Raw genomic sequence first — 19,201 nt, forward strand, 5'->3', positions numbered from 1 at the left:
GGTATGAAAGTGATCTATCGCAAACTTGGACGTGAAAAAGCGTACGGTATGTCTGATTACGGTTGTAATACCATAGTGATAGACAGCCGGTTGCAAGGCCGTAAACATCTCGAAGTAAGTCTGCACGAAGCATTGCACATCTACTTCCCCGAAAAGAGCGAAACTTTTGTGAAGAACACAGCACGCAAACTTGCGAATGTGTTATGGAAGATGAGTTACCGCAGAGTGGATAATTCGCTTGGGATCTAGTGTATATATGCCCGTTGAGGCTTACCGGCCATGCCGGTACAGCTTTTTCATGAGCCTTCGTCTGCAAAAATCAGCCCTTATCCCGATTTTTCATTGTAAATTCCCTACCTGTATACCAATTGTCAACCTCGCGCCGCATACAGGCCATTAAAAAATTAAAAGAAGTACAGCAAAATCATGAAAGAGAAGAAAGGCCAGGGCATGAAGCGTTTATCTCTCAAAGATGTAGCACAGATGGCAGGCGTAGCCCCATCCACCGTATCTTTTGTATTGAATGGGAAAGCGCGCCAGATGCGCATTAGCGACGAGCTTGCTGAAAAAGTGCAGGCCGTGGTGAAAAAAACGGGCTACCAGCCGCATTCCGTTGCCGTGAACCTGCGCACGGGCCAGTCCAAAACCCTGGGCCTGATGGTAGAGAGCATTTCCGGCAGCTTCTTTGCCGCCCTGGCTAGGGTCATAGAATCGGAAGCAGACCGCTACGGGTACAATATTGTATACTGCAGTACGGAAAATAACGCGCAAAAAGGCGCGGAACTGATCCGCATGCTGAACCGGCAGCAGGTAGACGGCTTCCTGATCACCCCTGCGGCCGGTATGGAGAAGGATATAGAACAGCTGCTTGCGCATAAACGGCCGGTAGTGTTAATGGACAGCTATTTCCCCGAAGTGGCTGTTCCGTATGTATTGATAGACAACTACGGCGGGGTGCGGCAGGGCATGAAACACCTGCTGGAAAAAGGGTACAGGAAGATCGGTTTTATTACGGTAGATATGGAGCTGGTGCAGATACAACAGCGTTTCCAGGGATATAAAGATGCATTGAAGGATGAAGGCATAGCCTTCAGAAGCAAACAGGTGCTGAAAATTTCTTACAACAGTCCGCGTGAAGAAGCGGTAAAGGCCATACAGGACTTTATTGCCGCAAACAAGGGAATGGACGCCCTGTTCTTTTCCACCAACTACCTGGGCATATTGGGACTGGAAAGTCTTGCAGGCCTTGATATGCGGATGCCTGATGACATTGCCATGATCTGCTTTGATGACCATGATATTTTCCGCTTGTACCCACCGGGTATTACTGTTGTTCAACAACCTGTGGAAGAAATTGCAAAGACTGCCATCAGTTTGCTGATGCATCAGCTGGATAAAGGAGTGCGTGTAACGAAAAAGAGCCAGGTGCAGGTGCCTGGGAAGTTTATCAAACGGGGGTCTGCCTGAGAAATATAAGCGGCTGCAGTGTTTACCTGTTGTTATTAGACAGCCTGCATTACTTTCGTTCTCATCATCACATGTGTTAAGCGTATCTACTACATCATTCTTGCTGCTCTTTCGGGTTTTGCTTCCATGACTTCCGCCCCCAAGAACCTTTGCTGCACTGTATTTGCAGTAAACTAAAAGCACCGTTCAAATAATTTTTGAGAAAAATATTTTGAATGCCATAAATTAATTCTACATTTATGGTGCGTATTACTTCCTTTGGTGACGCTGGTACAGGTCCTTCCGGATCTTTTTTTAAGAGACAATGCTAAATCGATTTTGCATTTAGTGCAAAAACAAGGAGGGTAACGCGGAGAAATTCCAGGTTATTATAGCCTAACTATATACTGTAAACTCAGCGGAAATACCCCGGCCGGCCCAATGCCTTTTAGAAGCAGTGAACTGTGAAAACCGCGGCCGTTAGGGGGTTCAGGGTGTCAACAGCGAACAGGAATAGTAAACAGTGAAACTAGAATTAAAACAGGAGTGGTGCTTTCCGCCAACGCATCATCATTATATGCGCTAACTAAACTTAGATATCAGGAAATCCATTGGAAACGTTATGACGATTCCTCAACTAGCAATCATTTAATTATCATCAAAAAATTTACGCAACAATGAAAGGATAGCAACCGGCACCATATTGCCGAAAATTCCAGCTTAAAGTCCTTTAGCTAAATCGATTTTGCAGGCATGACAGCACTCATGCATGCGGGGAGTTGTTTGGCTTTCCCCAAGGTTTCTTTCCGTGAAGCCCTGGAGATCCTTTGCCCGGCGCCCGGCATGTGCAGCTATCAGGCATGCATAAAAGGAGTGGTATGCCCTGTTCGTAACGGTGTCAAAATGCATTTCGAATAGGTTTTCGCCATCCGGTATGCAGCCCATGATGTTAGCATGCAGCAGGAGCATCTGCCTCACGGCTCCCCGCAAGGGCGCCGAATGGAATTGCTATTGCTAAAAGACTTCACCAGAACTGTTTCCAGATTATTAACCAAATCAATTTCAATTGCAATGAAAAAGACATCTACGTTTTTCATGCGTGTGAGTTGGCTGGGTGCCCTGATGCTCCTCACAGCCTCCCTGGCCTATTCCCAATCACGGACCATCCGGGGCACTGTGAAAGACGCAAAAGACCAGTCGCCCCTGCCCGGTGTAACCGTCAGGGTAGTGGGTACCAGTACCGGTACGCAAACGGGCGGTGACGGTACTTACAGCCTCAACATCACCAACGGCTCCCAACTGGAGTTTTCCTACATCGGCTACGAAACGCTGACGGTAGCGATTGGCAGCGGCAACACTGTGAACGCATCGCTCTCCCTTTCTTCCAAAACACTGGAAGATGTAGTAGTGGTGGGTTACGGCACCTTGAAGAAAAAAGAAGTGACCTCCGCGGTTACTTCTATCAAAGCTGAAAACTTCAACCCGGGTGTGGCCCGCTCTCCCATGGACCTGGTGCAGGGTAAAGTGCCCGGCCTCAGCATTACCCGCGTAAGCGGCAACAATCCTAACGCGGGCGCTTCCGTGCAGATGCGCGGCATCACCAGCCTTAGCGGCACCATTGGCCCGCTGATAGTGATAGACGGCGTGCCGGGCGGCAACCTGGACCTGCTGCAGCAGGAAGACATTGCTTCTATTGACGTGCTGAGAGACGGCTCGGCCGCTGCTATTTACGGCACCCGCGCCAACGGCGGCGTAATATTGGTAACCACCAAAAAAGGCCGCTCAGGGGAGCCGCAGTTCAATTTCTCCAGCTACCTGCAGCGGGACGCCATTGCCAAAAAGCCGCGCTTCCTCAATGCGGAAGAATTTAAGGCCAATGCCCCGGCCGGCAATGACCTGGGCAGCAGTACAGACATTTACGATCTGCTGATCAACAAAAAGAACCTTTCGCAGTATTATACCCTTTCTGCTACCGGCGGCACCGACAAGTCCAATTATCGCGTAGCGGGTTATTACAACGAAGGTGAAGGCATTGCCAAACGCAATAGCCGCAAGCAGTATGGCGGACGCCTGAACGTGAACCAGACCGGTTTGCAAGGCAAAATGACCCTGCAGGCCAACCTGGCGGCAAACTTCAACAAGGCAGACCTGCTCGGCGGCTCCAACGGAGACTTTGAGCAGGCGGTTCAAAGAAACCCCACCGCGCCGGTTAAAAAACCGGACGGTACTTATCTCGAAACCACGGGCTTCAATAACTTCAACCCTATAGCCCGCCTGGAGCAGGAACTGTCTGAACGGGACCAGCAAACCATACAGGGAGACGGCAAGGTATCAATAGAGGTATACAAAGGTCTCCGTGTATCTGCCTTTGGCGCCGTGGTACGCAATACCTGGAATGACCGCCAGTACAGGCTGCGGGCATCCCGTTCGTCCCAGCAGGATTACCAGGGCGGCGGCTATGCCTACAAGGGCAACCGGGTGGAGCTGGATAAGACCTTCGAATCAGTGATCGATTACAACAACAACTTTGGTGAGCATGGTATTACGGCGCTGGCGGGCTACAGCTACCAGTACAGCACCATTGAGACCTATAGCGCCAACAACGCAGGTTTTCTCACAGATGCTTTCCAGGACTGGAACCTGGGCAACGGCCTTTACCGCACCCTGGGACGTGCAGGCATGGCCAGCAATAAGGTGGATAATACGCTGGTGGCCTTCTTTGGCCGCGTGAACTACACGTTCCGCCAGAAGTACTTTGCCCAGGCCATTCTCCGGCACGAAGGCTCATCCCGCTTCGGCGCCAATCACAAATGGGCCAACTTCCCGGCTTTCTCCGCGGGCTGGACCATCAGTGAAGAAGATTTCCTGAAAGGCAACCGCGTCATCAACCAGCTGAAATTGCGCGCAGGTTACGGCGTTACCGGCAACCAGGGCTTTGCCAACTACCAGTCGCTCATCCTCCTGAGCACCGGTGGCGCATACCTGCAAAACGGCTCCTGGTTTGAAACATACGGGCCTTCCCGCAACCCCAACCCTGATCTTCGCTGGGAAAAGAAAAAGGAATGGAACATTGGCGTAGACTTCAGCCTCTGGAGCAACCGCCTGGGTGGTTCTTTCGATGTGTACCAGCGTAAAACGGAAGACCTGCTGGCCAACTATGACACGCAGCTGCCGCCGTTTGTGACCAGCCAGATCTTTACCAACGTGGGCACTATTTCCAACAAAGGTTTCGAGATCGTATTGAACGCGGTGCCGGTACAAACCAAGAATTTCACGTACAACATCGACCTTACCTTTAACCGCCAGCAGAACGAAATGACCAGCATCACCAATGACCAGTACCGCCTGGAGAAGCTGGAATTTGGCGGTCTGCCGTCTCCCGGCGCGCTGGGCAACGCCATCAGGGTAGTAGAAGGCGGCGCCCTGGGTAACTTCTTCGGAAAACGTTTTGCCGGTTTTGATGATAACGGCAAATGGCTGTTCTATAAAAAAGATGGCTCCAAAGTGCCCGCTGGCCAGATCACGCAAGATGATCTGACCGTAATAGGCAACGGCGTACCCAAAATGATGTTTTCCTGGAACAACGTATTCCGTTACAAAAACTGGGACCTGAGCCTGTTTTTCCGCGGCAAGCTGGGATATGACATCCTGAACCTGCAGGAGCTGTATTTCGGCAACAGGGCCTGGTTCCCCAACAACGTGCTGCAAAGCGCTGTCACCAAACACAAGGCCCTGAACGATGTGCCGCAGTACTCTGATTACTACCTGGAAAAAGGCGGCTTCATGAAGCTGGACAATATAGCGCTGGGCTACAACTTCAAGCTGAGGTCCAGCTACGTGCGCAGCTTGCGTATTTACGCGGCCGGCCGCAACGTGCTGACCTTTACCAAATACAGCGGGCTTGATCCGGAACTGGAAGACAATGGCCTTACCACAGGTATAGACGGCCGGGGTTTTTATCCCAGGACCCAGTCTTACACGATTGGTCTTAATCTTGGATTTTAAAAATTCCTAAAAATGAAGAACATGCAAAAGAAATATATCGTAGCAGGCCTCGCTTCCCTGATGATAGGCATGAGCGCCTGCACCAACCTGGAAGAAACAGTGTACAGTGAAATACCGGCGCAGAACTTTTACAAGAACCGGACGGAGGTGATGGCGGCGGTGCTCCGCCCCTTCACCCACGCCAACGCCTGGGCAGCTCCCACCGGCCAGGTAGGCCACTGGCGGGTGAGCGAGCTCTCTGCGGACCAGCTTGCCTGGCCGCAGAAAGGCCGCCACGGCTTTGATGGTGGCGACTGGATACGCCTGCACAACCATGCCTGGATAGCCAATGACAACAACGCCTGGAACCCATGGCGGCTGATGTTCTGGGGCATGGGGTTCTGTAACAACACCATTAAAGACCTCTCCGCCATTGACTTCAAGACCATTGGCATGACGGACGAGGACAAGGCGGCCATTATTGCCGAAACCAAGGTGCTGCGCGCCTGGCACTACCTGAAGCTGATGGACCTGTATGGGAACATTCCCATTGTAACGGAAGTAGGCGTGCCCGTTAGTCCGGCAAACGCCCCGCGGGCAGAGGTGTGGGCCTTTATTGAGAAAGAGCTGAAAGAGAACGTAGACCTGCTGCCCCCCCTGGCGCCCGCGCTGGTGGGCCGTGTTACCCGGGCTGCCGGTTATGCCATGCTGGCGGAGCTGTACCTGAATGCGGAAAAGTGGGCTGGTGCGCCCAAATGGGACGAGTGCATTGCCGCCTGCAATAAAATACTGGACGGCTCCTGCGGTTCCTTGTCTGGCGCGGCTCCCAGGCTGGAAACAGACCTGCTCAAACCTTTTGACAACCTGAACCACACGTCTCCTGAAAACCTGTTCCAGATCACTTATGACTATACGGTGGGCAACTTCCGTTTTGGCTGGAATGGAGATCTGTGGCATTATGAGCAAAAAAAGCTGTATAATGCGAACTTTAACGGCAATAACGGTATTGTGGTGATACCCACAGCTTTTGATGCATTTTCAGATAAAGACCTGCGGAAAAAGACCTGGCTGCTGATAGATACGGCTAAAATAGACGTGGCTTTCCGGACTAACTTTAACGATAGTATTGTAAAAGGCACTGAAGAATATGCCGGCAGACCGCTGGTATTTGTGAAGGAAATACGCCGTAACTCGGAAGGAGAGGCCGGAGAAGGCGGTATGACGAGGGGAGAGGAAAACAGCGGAGCGCGCTTTAACAAGTACCGGCCCGGCCCGCAAACCTCCAGTGTATACTGGAACAATGACTTTGTGCTGTACCGCCTGGCGGAGATCTATTTTAACAAGGCCGAAGCACTTATGAGGAAGAACGGCGGCACCGCCACCCAGGAAGCAGTAGACCTGGTGAACGAAGTGCGTAAGCGGGCGTTCTCTGCAACAGATTGGCCCACAGAGGCTTATACAGTTGCAAAATTAACTTTGGACGAATTCTTGGCAGAACGGGGCCGTGAGTTTATTTTTGAGGGGAAAAGAAGAACAGATATGATCAGGTTCGGTAAATTCACTACCGCTTCCTGGTGGGACCACCCGGCGTCAGGACAAGATAAATGGGAGCTTTTCCCGATCCCTTATAATCAGATGATCCTGAACAAAAACCTTAAACAGAATCCGGGGTACGAATAACTGTTATTAACAAGTGCTTATCATACAAACAATAAAGAGTAGCATCTAACGGCTGGCCCAATCCTGGGCCGGCCCCTTCTTTTTGAAAAATCGATTTTGCAATCAAAACATCACGTCAAGGCGATATGAAAAAAATTGGATGGATTTTTTTGCTGGCTTCCTATGCTGCGCCGGCCGTACAGGCTCAAACGGTATCCCGCATTACAGACCCGGTAGAATGGGTGAACCCGCTGATGGGAACAGACTCCAAGGGAAGTTTGTCTAACGGCAACACTTACCCGGCTATTGCCACGCCCTGGGGAATGAACTTCTGGATGCCGCAAACCAACACCATCGGCAATGGCTGGGCTTACCAGTATAGTGCAGACAAACTCCGCGGCTTCAAGCAGACGCATCAACCCTCCCCATGGATCAATGACTACGGGCAATTTGCCATTATGCCGGTTACCGGCTCGCTGAAGTTCACGCAAGATGACCGTGCCAGCTGGTATTCCCACAAAGCGGAAACTGCCAAACCTTATTATTACAGCGTGTACCTGGCAGATGCAGACGTCACCACGGAAATTACGCCCACAGAAAGGGCCGCCCAGTTCCGCTTCACCTTTCCGCGTACAGACAGCGCTTTTGTTGTGGTAGACGCCTTTGACCGCGGGTCATACATCAAGGTCATTCCCAAAGAGAACAAAATAATAGGCTACACCACCCGCAACAGCGGGGGCGTGCCGGAAAATTTCAAGAACTATTTTGTGCTGGAATTCAGCAAACCCTTCAGCATAGCCCATACCTGGAATGGCAACCGCCTGGCGGGAGATACGCTGGAACTGCAGGCCGGCCACGTAGGGGCCGTGGTGGGCTTCAAAACCGGCAAAGGTGAAAAGGTACACGTGAAAGTGGCTTCCTCCTTCATCAGCTTTGAGCAGGCTGCCCTCAACCTGCAAAGGGAAGTTGGGAAAGACAGCTTTGAGGCCACGCAACAGAAGGCCAAAGCCGCCTGGAACAAGGAGCTGGGCCGTATACTGGTAGAAGGCGGTACGGTAGACCAGGTGCGCACTTTTTACTCCTGCCTGTACCGCGTGCTGCTGTTCCCCCGCAAATTTTACGAATATGACGCGCAGAACCATATTGTGCATTACAGCCCCTACAACGGCAAAGTACTGCCCGGCTACATGTTTACGGACAATGGTTTCTGGGATACCTTCCGCGCCGTATTCCCCTTCTTCACCCTCATGTACCCGGAGCTGAACAGCCACATTATGGAAGGTTTGGCAAATACGTATAAAGAAAGCGGATGGCTGCCGGAATGGGCCAGCCCCGGCCACCGGGACTGCATGATAGGTTCCAACTCTGCATCTATTATTGCAGACGCCTACCTGAAAGGCATCCGCGGTTTTGACATCAATACGCTCTACGAAGCCATCCTGAAAAATTCAGAGAATGAAGGCCCGCTATCTTCCGTGGGCCGCAAAGGTGTTAAATTTTATAACGAGCTGGGGTATGTGCCGTACGATGTGAATGTGAACGAAAACGCCGCCCGCACGCTGGAATATGCGTATGACGATTTCACTATTTACAAGCTGGCCACCGCCCTGGGCCGCCCGCAGGCGGAAATAGACCGCTTTGCCAAGCGCAGCCAGAACTTCCGCAACCTGTTTGACCCGGAAACCAAACTGATGCGCGGTAAAAACAAAGACGGCCGCTTCCAGGCGCCTTTCAATCCTTTTAAATGGGGAGATGCTTTTACCGAAGGCAACAGCTGGCATTACACCTGGTCTGTGTTTCACGATGTACAAGGCCTGGCAGACCTGATGGGCGGCCGGGAAATGTTTGCCCGCATGCTTGACTCCGTGTTCGTGATGCCGCCGGTATACGACGAAAGCTACTACCGCAGCGTTATTCACGAGATCCGCGAAATGCAGATCAGCAATATGGGCCAGTATGCACATGGCAACCAGCCCATTCAGCATATGATCTACCTCTACAACTACGCCGGCCAGCCCTGGAAAGCCCAATACTGGCTGCGGCAGGTAATGGATAGATTGTACCATGCCGGGCCAGACGGGTATTGCGGAGATGAAGACAACGGGCAAACCTCTGCCTGGTACGTATTTACCGCCATGGGTTTTTATCCCGTTTGTCCGGGTACGGACCAGTATGTGCTGGGCGCGCCCCTGTTCCCTAAAATGACCGTTACGCTGGAGAATGGGAAACGTTTTGTAGTGGAAGCACCGGGCAATAGCGCCACCAACCTGTATACGCAAAGCGTGCTGCTGAACGGAAAGCCGCACTCCAAAAACTGGATCAGCCACCAGGCCATTCAGCAGGGTGGCGTAATGCGTGTCAACATGGGGCCGCAGCCTCAAAAAACAAGAGGCACCCAGCCGGATGCCTTCCCGTATTCTTATTCAAACGCTAAAAAATAATCAAGATCCTGGAGTAGCAGCAACTTGCTATTTCATTGTTCACTGTATACATATTACATCCCGATTCTTCGGGATGTTTTTTTATGTCTACTTCACCGGTTTGCGGCTCATGTAAAATACCAGCTTTCCGCCGGCCATTACATCACTATGATTGATGAAGGGCTGCCGCAGCGGTTTGCCGTTCAGTTCCACTTTCCTGACATATACGTTTTGCGGGCTTTGGTCAACAGCTTCAACCGTAAAGGTTTTGCCGTTCTCCAGCTGCAGGCTGGCCGAGCGAATGGCCGGGCTGCCCAGCGCATACTCCGCAGAGCTGGGGCATACGGGGTAGAATCCCAGCGTGCTGAAAAGATACCAGGCACTCATCTGCCCGCAGTCATCATTTCCTCCCAAACCGTCTGAGGCTGGTTTGTACATTTTTTCCAGTATCATACGCACTCTTTCCTGTGTTTTCCAGGGAGCGCCCGTCCAGTTGTAGAGATAGGCGGCGTGGTGGGCGGGCTCGTTGCCGTGTACGTAATTGCCGATGATGCCGTCCCGGGTAATGTCTTCCGTTTCGGCGAAAAAGGCGTCCGGCAGGTGCATGGTAAAGAGCGAATCAAGATGCTGTGTGAACTGTTTTTTGCCGCCCATCATCTCAATCATTTCAGCCGGGTAATGTGGTACGTAGAGGCTGTAGTTCCAGGCATTGCCTTCAATGAAACCCTGGCCGTGGGTGCTGAGCACGTCAAACTCTTTCCGGAAAGTACCATTGCCGAGCCGGGGCCGCATAAAGCCGGTAGAGGCGTCGTACACATTACGGTAGTTTTGGGAACGTTTGATGAACTCGTTGTACAGGTCTGTTCGGCCCAGTTTTTTTGCCACCTGCGCAATACACCAGTCGTCATACGCATATTCCAGCGTTTTGGAAACGGAGGAGCTGTTTTTATCTTCGGGCACATAACCCAGTTCCATATAGTATTCAAGGCCGTCATACTTTTTGTAGCGGGCCGTATTGGCACAGGCTTCCAGTGCCTGCATGGCATCATATCCCCTGATGTTGCCTTTCATAATAGCATCTGCAATTACAGAAACGCTGTGGTAGCCTATCATACACCAGTTTTCATTGGCATGATGGCTCCACACGGGCAGCATTTTGTGTACGCTCTGGTTGTAGTGTTCCAGCATGGAGCGTACCATGTCCGCATTGCGTGCGGGTTGCAGGATGTTGAAAAGCGGATGCAGCGCGCGGTAGGTATCCCAGAGGGAGAACGTGGTGTAGTTGGTGAAACCTTGGGCCTGGTGGTTCAACTGGTCAAGCCCGCGGTAGGCGCCGTCTACGTCCATATACGTGGTAGGACTGAGATAGGTGTGATAAAGCGCGGTGTAAAAGTTGATGAGGTCATTTTCGGAGAGCGCTTTTACGGTTACTTTAGACAATTCCCGGTTCCAGTCTTCCCGGCTTTTTCTTTTCGCCGCTTCAAAGTCCCAGCCCGGCGCTTCAGCCGCCAGATTGCGAAGTGCGCCGGCAGTGCTCACGGGTGAAAGCGCGAATTTTATCTGTAGCTGTTCATCCGCTTTGGCATCAAAATCGAACCAGGCCGTTATGCGGCGGCCGGCCATTTCGGGGAAGTTGGTTGTTTGGTCAAATTTGCGGTAAAAGCCTTTATACACGCTGCTGTCGGTATTTTGATGCCCGTACCGTTTAATGGGTTTTGAAAACACCATGGCAAAGTACAGGGTGCGGGTGCGCGCCCAGCCGCTGGTTTGGCGGTAGCCGGTAACGAGCGTATCGTTTTCCACCCTTACAAAAGTCCAGACGTTCTTTTTATCGTAATTATAGATCCCTGATACCAGGTCAAGAATAATGTGCGCCTGGTCTGCCTGCGGAAAGGTGTACCGGTGAAGCCCAACGCGATTGGTGGCGGTCAGCTCCGCAAGAATGTTGTGATCATCCAGCTTCACCTTGTAATACCCCGCCTCTGCCGTTTCGTTCTCATGAGAGAAACGGGAGCGGTAGCCGCTTTCCGGCCTGTTTGCCGTACCAGGGTTGAGCTGGAGCGGCCCGGTGGTGGGCATAATAAGAAAATCTCCCAGGTCTGAGTGGCCCGTGCCGCTGAAATGTGTATGGCTGAAACCTACAATCGTTTTGTCTGTATACTGGTACCCCGCGCAATATTTATACACGTCAGGGTTGTACTTCCCGTTCATTTCGTAGGGAATGGTATCCGTATCCGGACTGAGCTGCACCATGCCGAACGGCACGGTGGCGCCGGGGTAGGTGTGCCCCATTTTCTGGGTGCCGATGATGGGCTTTACATATTGTGCCGGATCTTGCGCGGGCAGCACATAAGGCAGCAGCAGCATGGGCAGGAAAAGAGATTTTCTCATTGCTTCGGGTGATTGATTTTGCAAGCTAAAGATAAAGGGTTTTAAGGTTCGGAGGTAATGATTATGGGTAGCAAAATCGATTGAGCAAAGGGAAAACAAGATAACCTGGGTATGGTATTTATCCCGGAGGGGTGAACAGCAGTGCAGTACAAAGGCAATTGCGGTGTTGTTTGGAGCAAAGGATATGGTGGTTCACGCAGCTGCCGCAGCCTTCCCAGAAAAGCGGGTCTGCCGGCAGCGCAGCGTAGGTAACCGGTACAAAGCCCAGACGGGAGTTGAGTTTCATAACGGCGGCGCTGGTGGTAATGCTGAAGAGGCGCGCGGCAGGGTAGAGCAGGCGCGAGAGCTGGAAGATCTTTACTTTAAGGAGCGCCGCCAGGCCCCTCTCGCGGAATGCCGGGGCTACAATGAGGCCGCTGTTGGATACAAATATTTCCTGCTGCCAGGTTTGCAGGTAAGAAAAGCCCGCCCAGATGCCGTTTCTACAGAGCGCAATGACGGCTTTGCCCTGGAGTATTTTTTCCCGGATGAGAGATGGAGGACGTTTAGAAATGCCGGTGCCGCGGGCCAGGGCGGAAGCTTCCATTTCGGCGGAGATCGTTTCCGCATATATAACGTCGCTGGCCTTCGCCACACGAACAATAATGTCTCCCATGGTTTCCGGGGCAACGTCTTCCTCTGTTTTTGCTGCTGTTTCCATTATTGATGATTGATGTTCAGGTGCAGTTGCATGAACTGGTTATAAAGACTGGCGGGTATCAGTGAGTACAGTTTGATCTGGCTCATGTTATCCGGCAGTATCTCACGGGAGAGGCCGGGCAGGATAATGTCTGCCACCGCTTGCCGTACCTGCGGGTTGCCCCGGTCATATAGCCTGCCGGTCAGCCTGAGGCTTTTTTCAAGGAGATCATAGTTCCTGTTGCGAAGCTGCTGTAGCAGGAAATTATGCAGGCACTGTACAGTTTCGTATATGTGAAATATGGCCGGGAACTGGTGCAATGCCTTGCCGAGCTGCGGAAGTGCGTCTTCGATCAGTGCGGGCACTTCAAACCGATTGATCATGTTAGTATTTTTATAAGTACCTGTACAATGATGGCCAGTGCTACCGCGGAGGTAAGCACGTAATACATTGTGTGTTTTTCAGGTGCCGGTTTCATGTGAATTGTTTTACCCGGGTATGCCAAAAGGCATTCCATTCGGGCATAAAAAACCGGAAGGGGGATGGGATGCAGTACGGTAAAGGATTTGAGGAGAAGACGGGAATAACGGCGGCAGCGGACACCCTTCCGTTTCTGCATGGTGAGTGCAAAAACGGAAAAATCCTTAACTTCCGGTACACCCTACCGGGTTTGAAAATCCGTCTTAAATATAGACCCCCGATAAAAATATGGAAGCAGATCTCGAATACATCAGGCAATTGTACCTGCAAAAACTGACAGGTACGCTCTCCGAAGAGGAGGAGAAAGAGCTGGAGGCTGCTATGATGGAGCCCCGTGTACGTAAGATGTGTAAGGAGCTGGACGAGCTGTACCGCTCGCCGGATATGCTGGAACTGCTGAGAGTACGCCCCACCAGCAAGCGTTGGAACGAACTGGCCGAGAAGGTAATGGAAAACACCGGAGAGCCGGTGCGGTACCTGCGTATATTCAGATGGCTTGCGGCAGCTTGTGTGCTGGCGCTCGTCGGTTTTGCCGGTTATGTGTTCCTGGCGCCGCCACGGCTGGGGGAAGGGCAGCTGGCCGCCAACTCAAGGGAGGAGCCGGAAATGTATGATATAAGGCTGCGCTTGTCAAACGGGGAGCGCATGGCGCTGAAACCTGACCATTCCATGCTGCTGGGGGATGTACAGCTTCAAACCGAGGGCAATACCCTGCGGTTTCACCAGCGGCATGACGGTGTGAGCCAGTGGAGCACCCTGGAAATACCCGTAAAAAAAGATTACAAGGTAATACTGGCAGATGGCACGGAAGTATGGCTGAATGCCGCATCTACCCTGAGGTTCCCGTTCTCGTTCAAGGGAAATGTCCGGGAAGTGGAAATTGAGGGAGAGGCCTACTTTAATGTGGCCCGGAACGCGGAGAAGCCGTTTATTGTGCATACCCCTGACGGAGACATCAGGGTACTGGGCACTGCGTTCAACGTAAATACTTACCGGGCTGGCAAAGTTACGGCTTCACTGGTGCGGGGCAGCATTCAGGCCGTTTCCGGGGCCACTGCGGTAGTGTTGCAGCCGGGGCAGGTGGCGGCCTGGAGTAAGGGCGCGGAGGCCATTGACGTAACCCGTTTTGAACAGGGAGAAGTGCTGGGCTGGATGCAGGGGGTGTATTATTTCAAGGGGGCCGGCCTGGTGGAGCTGTCTGAGGCCATCCACCGTTTGTACGATATGAAGGTGCAGATCGATAACCCTTTGTTAACAAATTTCCGCTTTGCTGGTAAGCTGGACAAGAACAGGCCTATTGAAGATTTTCTGGAGGTGTTGAACATTACCAGGGGCGTGAAGCACCGGATAATGGGCAATACCCTGCATTTATTCTAAAATTGGTTGAACTACTAATAATAATGTATTATGAACAACGTTAATCTCACAAACCGCCTGCAGTATATTTTCCTGGCAGACAATCTGACCTGGGAAGAATTTGCGTACCGGGCCGGTGAAAACGGCAACAACCTGCGGGATGAGTTGCTGGAGTTACTGGATGGGGCCAGTGAGCTGTTAACCCATATTGGTTACCATATCGAAATTGTAAAGAATACGGAAAGAATCCGTTAAAAATCGTATATTCATCACAGGTTTTGCCTCGTCAGGGGGGTGTTGTCCCCCTTGCCAACGGGCGGGGCTGTTAACTGAAGATTAACAACTTCGGTCTCTCCCGACTGTCCTTTTTTCACTATCTTGAGTGAAAAGTTCCTTGCCATTTGCAGGTTTTTTTTCAAGGTACGCATCCGAAAAACGGACGTGCGGGTTGGACTTTATCCATTTAATGTTCACCATATTACAATAGCCATGAGTGAAGAATGCATATCACCGAACAACCCGCGGCATTTGCCTGAAGTGTTCAAGCACCTGTTTTTCAAATACAGGGAGCCGCTGATACTGGAAGCAGTGTCTATCCTGCACGATGTAACGGAAGCTGAAGATGTAGTGCAGGAAACTTTTATTGTGCTTTGGGAGAAGAACCATCTGGCCAATGTGATGCCGGCCAATTACCGCAGCTATTTGTTTTCCGCCGTAAGGAACAACTGTTTAAGCCAGCAGCGCAAGCTGCAGACGGCAGAACGGAAAAAGGCATTTTTCCTGGAATCTGCGCCTATGTTTGATTTGACAAACCAGGGAGATGCCTGGGAAGTACGCCACCGTATCAATCAGGCCGTACAGGAATTACCCGAACAAAGACGCTGGGCGTTCATCAAAGCCCACCTGGACCGGAAATCCTATCGCGAAGTAAGCCAGGAAATGGGATTAAAAATGGAAACAGTGCGCAGTCATGTGAAAATTGCCCTACGAAACCTCCGGATGATGCTGGCCAATCTGAAGTAGCATCCGGGTACTTATGGAGCTTTAGACATGATGCTAAATCCTATCAGGCATAGGATTTTATTCATTTTAGCAAGTCAGTTCCCCCAATGTGAAAACCGTTTGAGACAACCGAAATTTACCATGCCCGACAACGAGAAGAGATTTTCTATCCCGAAAAATATACCCGGATGGGTTACATTGCTGACTTAAAGATGATACGGCACCATTTTCTCCCAAGGCTCCACAGGCTTCTGGTGCTGACCGTATTGTTTTTCCTCAGCATACAAATTCACGGCCATGCCCAGCAACCCCCGGAAGGGCGTACTTTAATACTCTCCGGCACCTATACTATAGAAGATATTTTCAGCGCCATACAGACACAAATGGGTTTAACCGTTACCTATGAATATTCTGTGGTAAACCGGCTGCAAAAGTTGCGTGTCAGTTTCAAAAATGCTACACTGAAGGAAGTAATGGAACGGGTGCTGCGCGGCCAGAAAGTGGGCTGGGCACTGGTGAGAGGAGAAGTGCTGTTGTTCGGCAACAAAGAACCCGCTGTGGTTAAAAAAGAAGAAGAACCCGAACAGGTCACCGTTGCCGGCGTCATAACAGATCCGGAAGGGAATCCCATCCCCGGCGTAACCGTAATGGTAAAAGGTGGTTTCAAAGGCACCAAAACAAACGCACAGGGCCGCTTCCGCCTGGAAGGCGCCCCGCGCAACGGCATACTGGAAATTTCTTCCATGGGCTACCTGGCCCGCCAGTTCAGGCTGGAAGGGGAAGAGCATCTCAAATTTGTACTCACGCCCGCCGTTACCCAAATAGCGCCCATCGTTGTAGTGTCTACCGGTTACCAGGACCTGCCCAGGGAACGCTCCACCGGCTCTTTTGTGTTCATAGACAGCGCCTTGCTGCACAGGCGGGTAGGTATGAATATCCTTGACCGGCTGGAGGGCGTCACCAGCGGCTTGTTGAATTATAAGACGGCTACCATGAACAGCGTCTCAAAAATGCCAACCGGTGTACCGCTGGGAATTTCCCTCAGGGGTTTGAGCACTTTATCGCCAAACCGGGTTAACACCAACCCGCTGGTAATATTGGACAACTTTCCCTATGAAGGGGATATCCGGAATATAAACCCCAATGATATTGAGTCTGCCACGGTTTTGAAAGACGCGGCGTCTGCCGGTATCTGGGGCGCCCGAAGCGGTAATGGCGTAATTGTGCTGACTACCAAGAGGGGAAGGTATGGACAGAAAATGACGGTGGACTTCAATACCAACCTTACCATTGTCAGCAAGCCCAATTTGTATAAGGACCGGAACTACATGAGCGCGGAAGATTACATAGATGTAGAAACCACCTTGTTCAATAACGGATATTTTGATGCTGATATTAATAACAGGATCACCCGGCCCCCTGTTTCCCCTTTAGTAGAAATACTGGCCCAGCAAAGAGAAGGATCTATTACGGGCGCAGAAGCGCAGAACCAGATCAATGCGCTTACATCCAATGATTTAAGAAGGGATATGCTGAAGTATGTGTATCAACGTGGGGTACGCCAGCAGTACCAGGTGAATTTGAGGGGCGGCATAGATAAACTGGCTTATTTTTTCTCGCTGGGTTATGATCACGAGAAAGACAATTTAGTGAGGAATGGCGCCCGCAGGGCTACAATGACATCCGCAATCAAGTACCGGCCCGTTAAAAGGCTTGAGATAGAGGGTTATGTGAACTATAGCCACAATACAATTTTGCAGCATAACGAACTGGGATATGGAGATATACTGGTCGGGGGCTCAAAGTACAGGTTATTATACCCTTATGCCAGCCTGGCGGATGGTAATGGACATCCGCTTCCCACTGTTAAGGACTACAGGGCGAACTATGTGGACAGCACGGGAGGATTGGGCTTCCTTGACTGGAGATACCGGCCGCTGGATGAGATCCGTAATGCAAAAAGGTATATGAATTTAAGCGATCTTGTATTAAGGGGCAGCTTGAAGTACCGGATAGCCTCCTTTTTATATGCGGATGTGCAGTTTCAGAACGAAACGCAGACCATTTTCTCAAAGAACTACAGAAGTGAGAACAGCTATTTTACGCGCAACCTGATAAACAGGTTTACAGTATATGATGATGCCAATAATCAGTTATCATATAATTTTCCCCGGGGAGGTATACTTGAGGCTGAAAATTATGATTGGCGGAGCTATAGCGTCAGGGCCAGCTTAAATTACAAACAGCAAATAGGGGACCATTCGGTGACAGGTATTATTGGCAGTGAGATGAGGGAGCTTTCTGCTACGGGAACAGAGCTAAGTACCGTGGGGCATGCTGATGAACACAGTGCAGCCGCATCGGGGCTTGATTTAACAACCCTGTTCCCGGTAAATCCTGCCGGCCAGTCAACGCTTAATTCTGCGTTATCAATGAGGGGAAGCGTCTTCGGATTGCTAAACCGGTTTATATCGTACTATACTGTTGCGGGTTATTCATACAAAAAGAGGTACGATATAACTGCCAGCGCCCGCAGAGATGGCGCAAATCTATTTGGAGCCCGTACTAACCAAAAACTGGTACCGCTGTGGTCTGTTGGTGGAGGATGGAGCATAAGTAAGGAACCCTTTTATAAATCGGATTGGCTGCCAAATTTGAGGCTACGGATGTCATATGGGTTTAACGGGAATGTATATAATGGAGCCGCGTATCTGACAGGTACCCGTATAACCGATCCTTTGACGGGCTTGCCCTCAATTGTCAATCTTGTCCCTCCAAATGAAGAGCTACGCTGGGAGAAAGTTAAAATAATCAATACCGGATTGGACTTTTCACTTTGGAACTCCCGGATTTCAGGAACGATTGAATATTATCGCAAAGAAGGTCTTGATCTGGTAGAACAGATTTCCAATCCGTTACAGACGGGGCTAGGCGCTGTCAACAGGAATTCAGGCAGCATTCTGACGAAAGGGTTTGATATAAACCTTAATGCCAGGATTATGGATAAGAAACTTATCTGGGATGCGACATTTATTGTCAGTCATCTCAAAGACGAGATTACGCAGTATTCCAAAAAGCCAACGGCTGCATCTGTTGTGTTTCAAGACCCCTTGAACCTTTTATATGTTGTAGGAAAGCCCTTACGTGGGGTACTAAGCTACAGATGGGCTGGCCTGGATCCTAAAAACGGAGATCCTCACGGCTATCTGAATGGCCAGGTGAGTAAAGATTATGCAGGTATAAGGCAGAACTTTAACCCGGACAGTTTGGTTTATCATGGATCAGTAACTCCTACTTTTTTTGGCGCGTTAAGGAATGACCTCGCATTTAAAGGAATTCGGCTTTCCTTTAATATTACCTATAAATTTGGGTACTATTTTCGCAGGCCTAACCTCAATTTGAACTATCAGAATGTTTTAAACGAAGGCATGAATGCTGACTATCCCAGACGATGGAAGGCTCCGGGAGACGAGAAATATACTGATGTTCCTTCCCTTTCCTATCCATCGAATTTAGACAGGAACTTATTTTACCGGTTTTCTGAGATAATGGTAGAAAAGGGGGATCACATAAGGCTTCAGGATGTTAGGTTGGGATACAATATTCCATTGCGGGAAAATGCTTCATTAAAGAAGATAGAGGCATATTGTTACCTAAACAATGTTGGGGTTATCTGGCGGGCTAATAAACTTAATCTTGATCCGGACGTGTATTCTACTCAGTTTGCAAATAATGTTCCAATTCCTTTTTCGGTCTCAATTGGTTTGCAGGCAAATTTTTAATC

At 50.6% G+C, this 19,201-nt stretch carries 12 protein-coding genes; 9 read left to right on the top strand and 3 right to left on the bottom strand.

The window, feature by feature from the left end; genetic code table 11:
- Nucleotides 1-3 precede the first annotated feature (3 nt).
- From ABDW36_RS08080 to ABDW36_RS08100, 5 genes are all read left to right on the top strand, one after another.
- The gene (locus ABDW36_RS08080) at nt 4-249 is read left to right on the top strand and encodes a hypothetical protein (protein WP_343701374.1); all 246 of its coding nucleotides are present in this window, start codon (nt 4-6) and stop codon (nt 247-249) included.
- 177 nt (nt 250-426) lie between these two features.
- The gene (locus ABDW36_RS08085) at nt 427-1,467 is read left to right on the top strand and encodes a substrate-binding domain-containing protein (protein ID WP_343701375.1); all 1,041 of its coding nucleotides are present in this window, start codon (nt 427-429) and stop codon (nt 1,465-1,467) included.
- Between the two features lie 1,050 nt (nt 1,468-2,517).
- Complete coding sequence (locus ABDW36_RS08090; RefSeq protein WP_343701376.1) at nt 2,518-5,451, top strand: SusC/RagA family TonB-linked outer membrane protein; 2,934 nt, start codon at nt 2,518-2,520, stop codon at nt 5,449-5,451.
- 21 nt (nt 5,452-5,472) lie between these two features.
- Entirely contained in the window at nt 5,473-7,110 is a 1,638-nt protein-coding gene (locus ABDW36_RS08095) for a RagB/SusD family nutrient uptake outer membrane protein (protein ID WP_343701377.1), read from the top strand.
- A 125-nt stretch (nt 7,111-7,235) separates the two neighbouring features.
- A complete protein-coding gene (locus tag ABDW36_RS08100; RefSeq protein WP_343701378.1) occupies nt 7,236-9,530 on the top strand; it encodes a GH92 family glycosyl hydrolase in 2,295 nt (764 codons plus the stop codon).
- An 87-nt stretch (nt 9,531-9,617) separates the two neighbouring features.
- Here the strand turns inward: ABDW36_RS08100 and ABDW36_RS08105 are convergent, their stop codons facing one another.
- From ABDW36_RS08105 to ABDW36_RS08115, 3 genes are all read right to left on the bottom strand, one after another.
- Nucleotides 9,618-11,900: a GH92 family glycosyl hydrolase gene (locus ABDW36_RS08105; protein ID WP_343701379.1), complete on the bottom strand. Its 2,283-nt coding sequence runs from the start codon at nt 11,898-11,900 to the stop codon at nt 9,618-9,620.
- Nucleotides 11,901-12,018: 118 nt separating this feature from the next.
- Nucleotides 12,019-12,600 (bottom strand): N-acetyltransferase, encoded by a 582-nt coding sequence (locus tag ABDW36_RS08110; protein ID WP_343701380.1) that lies wholly within the window; start codon nt 12,598-12,600, stop codon nt 12,019-12,021.
- Nucleotides 12,600-12,962 carry a hypothetical protein gene (locus ABDW36_RS08115; protein ID WP_343701381.1) on the bottom strand — a complete coding sequence of 121 codons (363 nt, stop codon included), beginning with the start codon at nt 12,960-12,962 and terminating at the stop codon, nt 12,600-12,602. The genes ABDW36_RS08110 and ABDW36_RS08115 overlap by 1 nt, the downstream gene beginning before the upstream one ends.
- Nucleotides 12,963-13,287: 325 nt before the next feature.
- On the opposite strand from ABDW36_RS08115, the gene ABDW36_RS08120 reads away from it, so the two are divergent.
- From ABDW36_RS08120 to ABDW36_RS08135, 4 genes are all read left to right on the top strand, one after another.
- Nucleotides 13,288-14,436, top strand: coding sequence for a FecR domain-containing protein (locus ABDW36_RS08120; protein WP_343701382.1), 1,149 nt, complete (start codon nt 13,288-13,290; stop codon nt 14,434-14,436).
- A 30-nt stretch (nt 14,437-14,466) separates the two neighbouring features.
- Nucleotides 14,467-14,670 (top strand): hypothetical protein, encoded by a 204-nt coding sequence (locus tag ABDW36_RS08125; RefSeq protein ID WP_343701383.1) that lies wholly within the window; start codon nt 14,467-14,469, stop codon nt 14,668-14,670.
- A gap of 234 nt (nt 14,671-14,904) precedes the next feature.
- Nucleotides 14,905-15,438: a sigma-70 family RNA polymerase sigma factor gene (locus ABDW36_RS08130; RefSeq protein WP_343701384.1), complete on the top strand. Its 534-nt coding sequence runs from the start codon at nt 14,905-14,907 to the stop codon at nt 15,436-15,438.
- A gap of 167 nt (nt 15,439-15,605) precedes the next feature.
- On the top strand, nt 15,606-19,199 hold the full coding sequence (locus ABDW36_RS08135; protein ID WP_343701385.1) for a SusC/RagA family TonB-linked outer membrane protein: 3,594 nt from the start codon (nt 15,606-15,608) through the stop codon (nt 19,197-19,199).
- Nucleotides 19,200-19,201: the final 2 nt, after the last annotated feature.

It is taken from the genome of Chitinophaga sp. (assembly GCF_039596455.1).
Taxonomy (GTDB): domain Bacteria; phylum Bacteroidota; class Bacteroidia; order Chitinophagales; family Chitinophagaceae; genus Chitinophaga.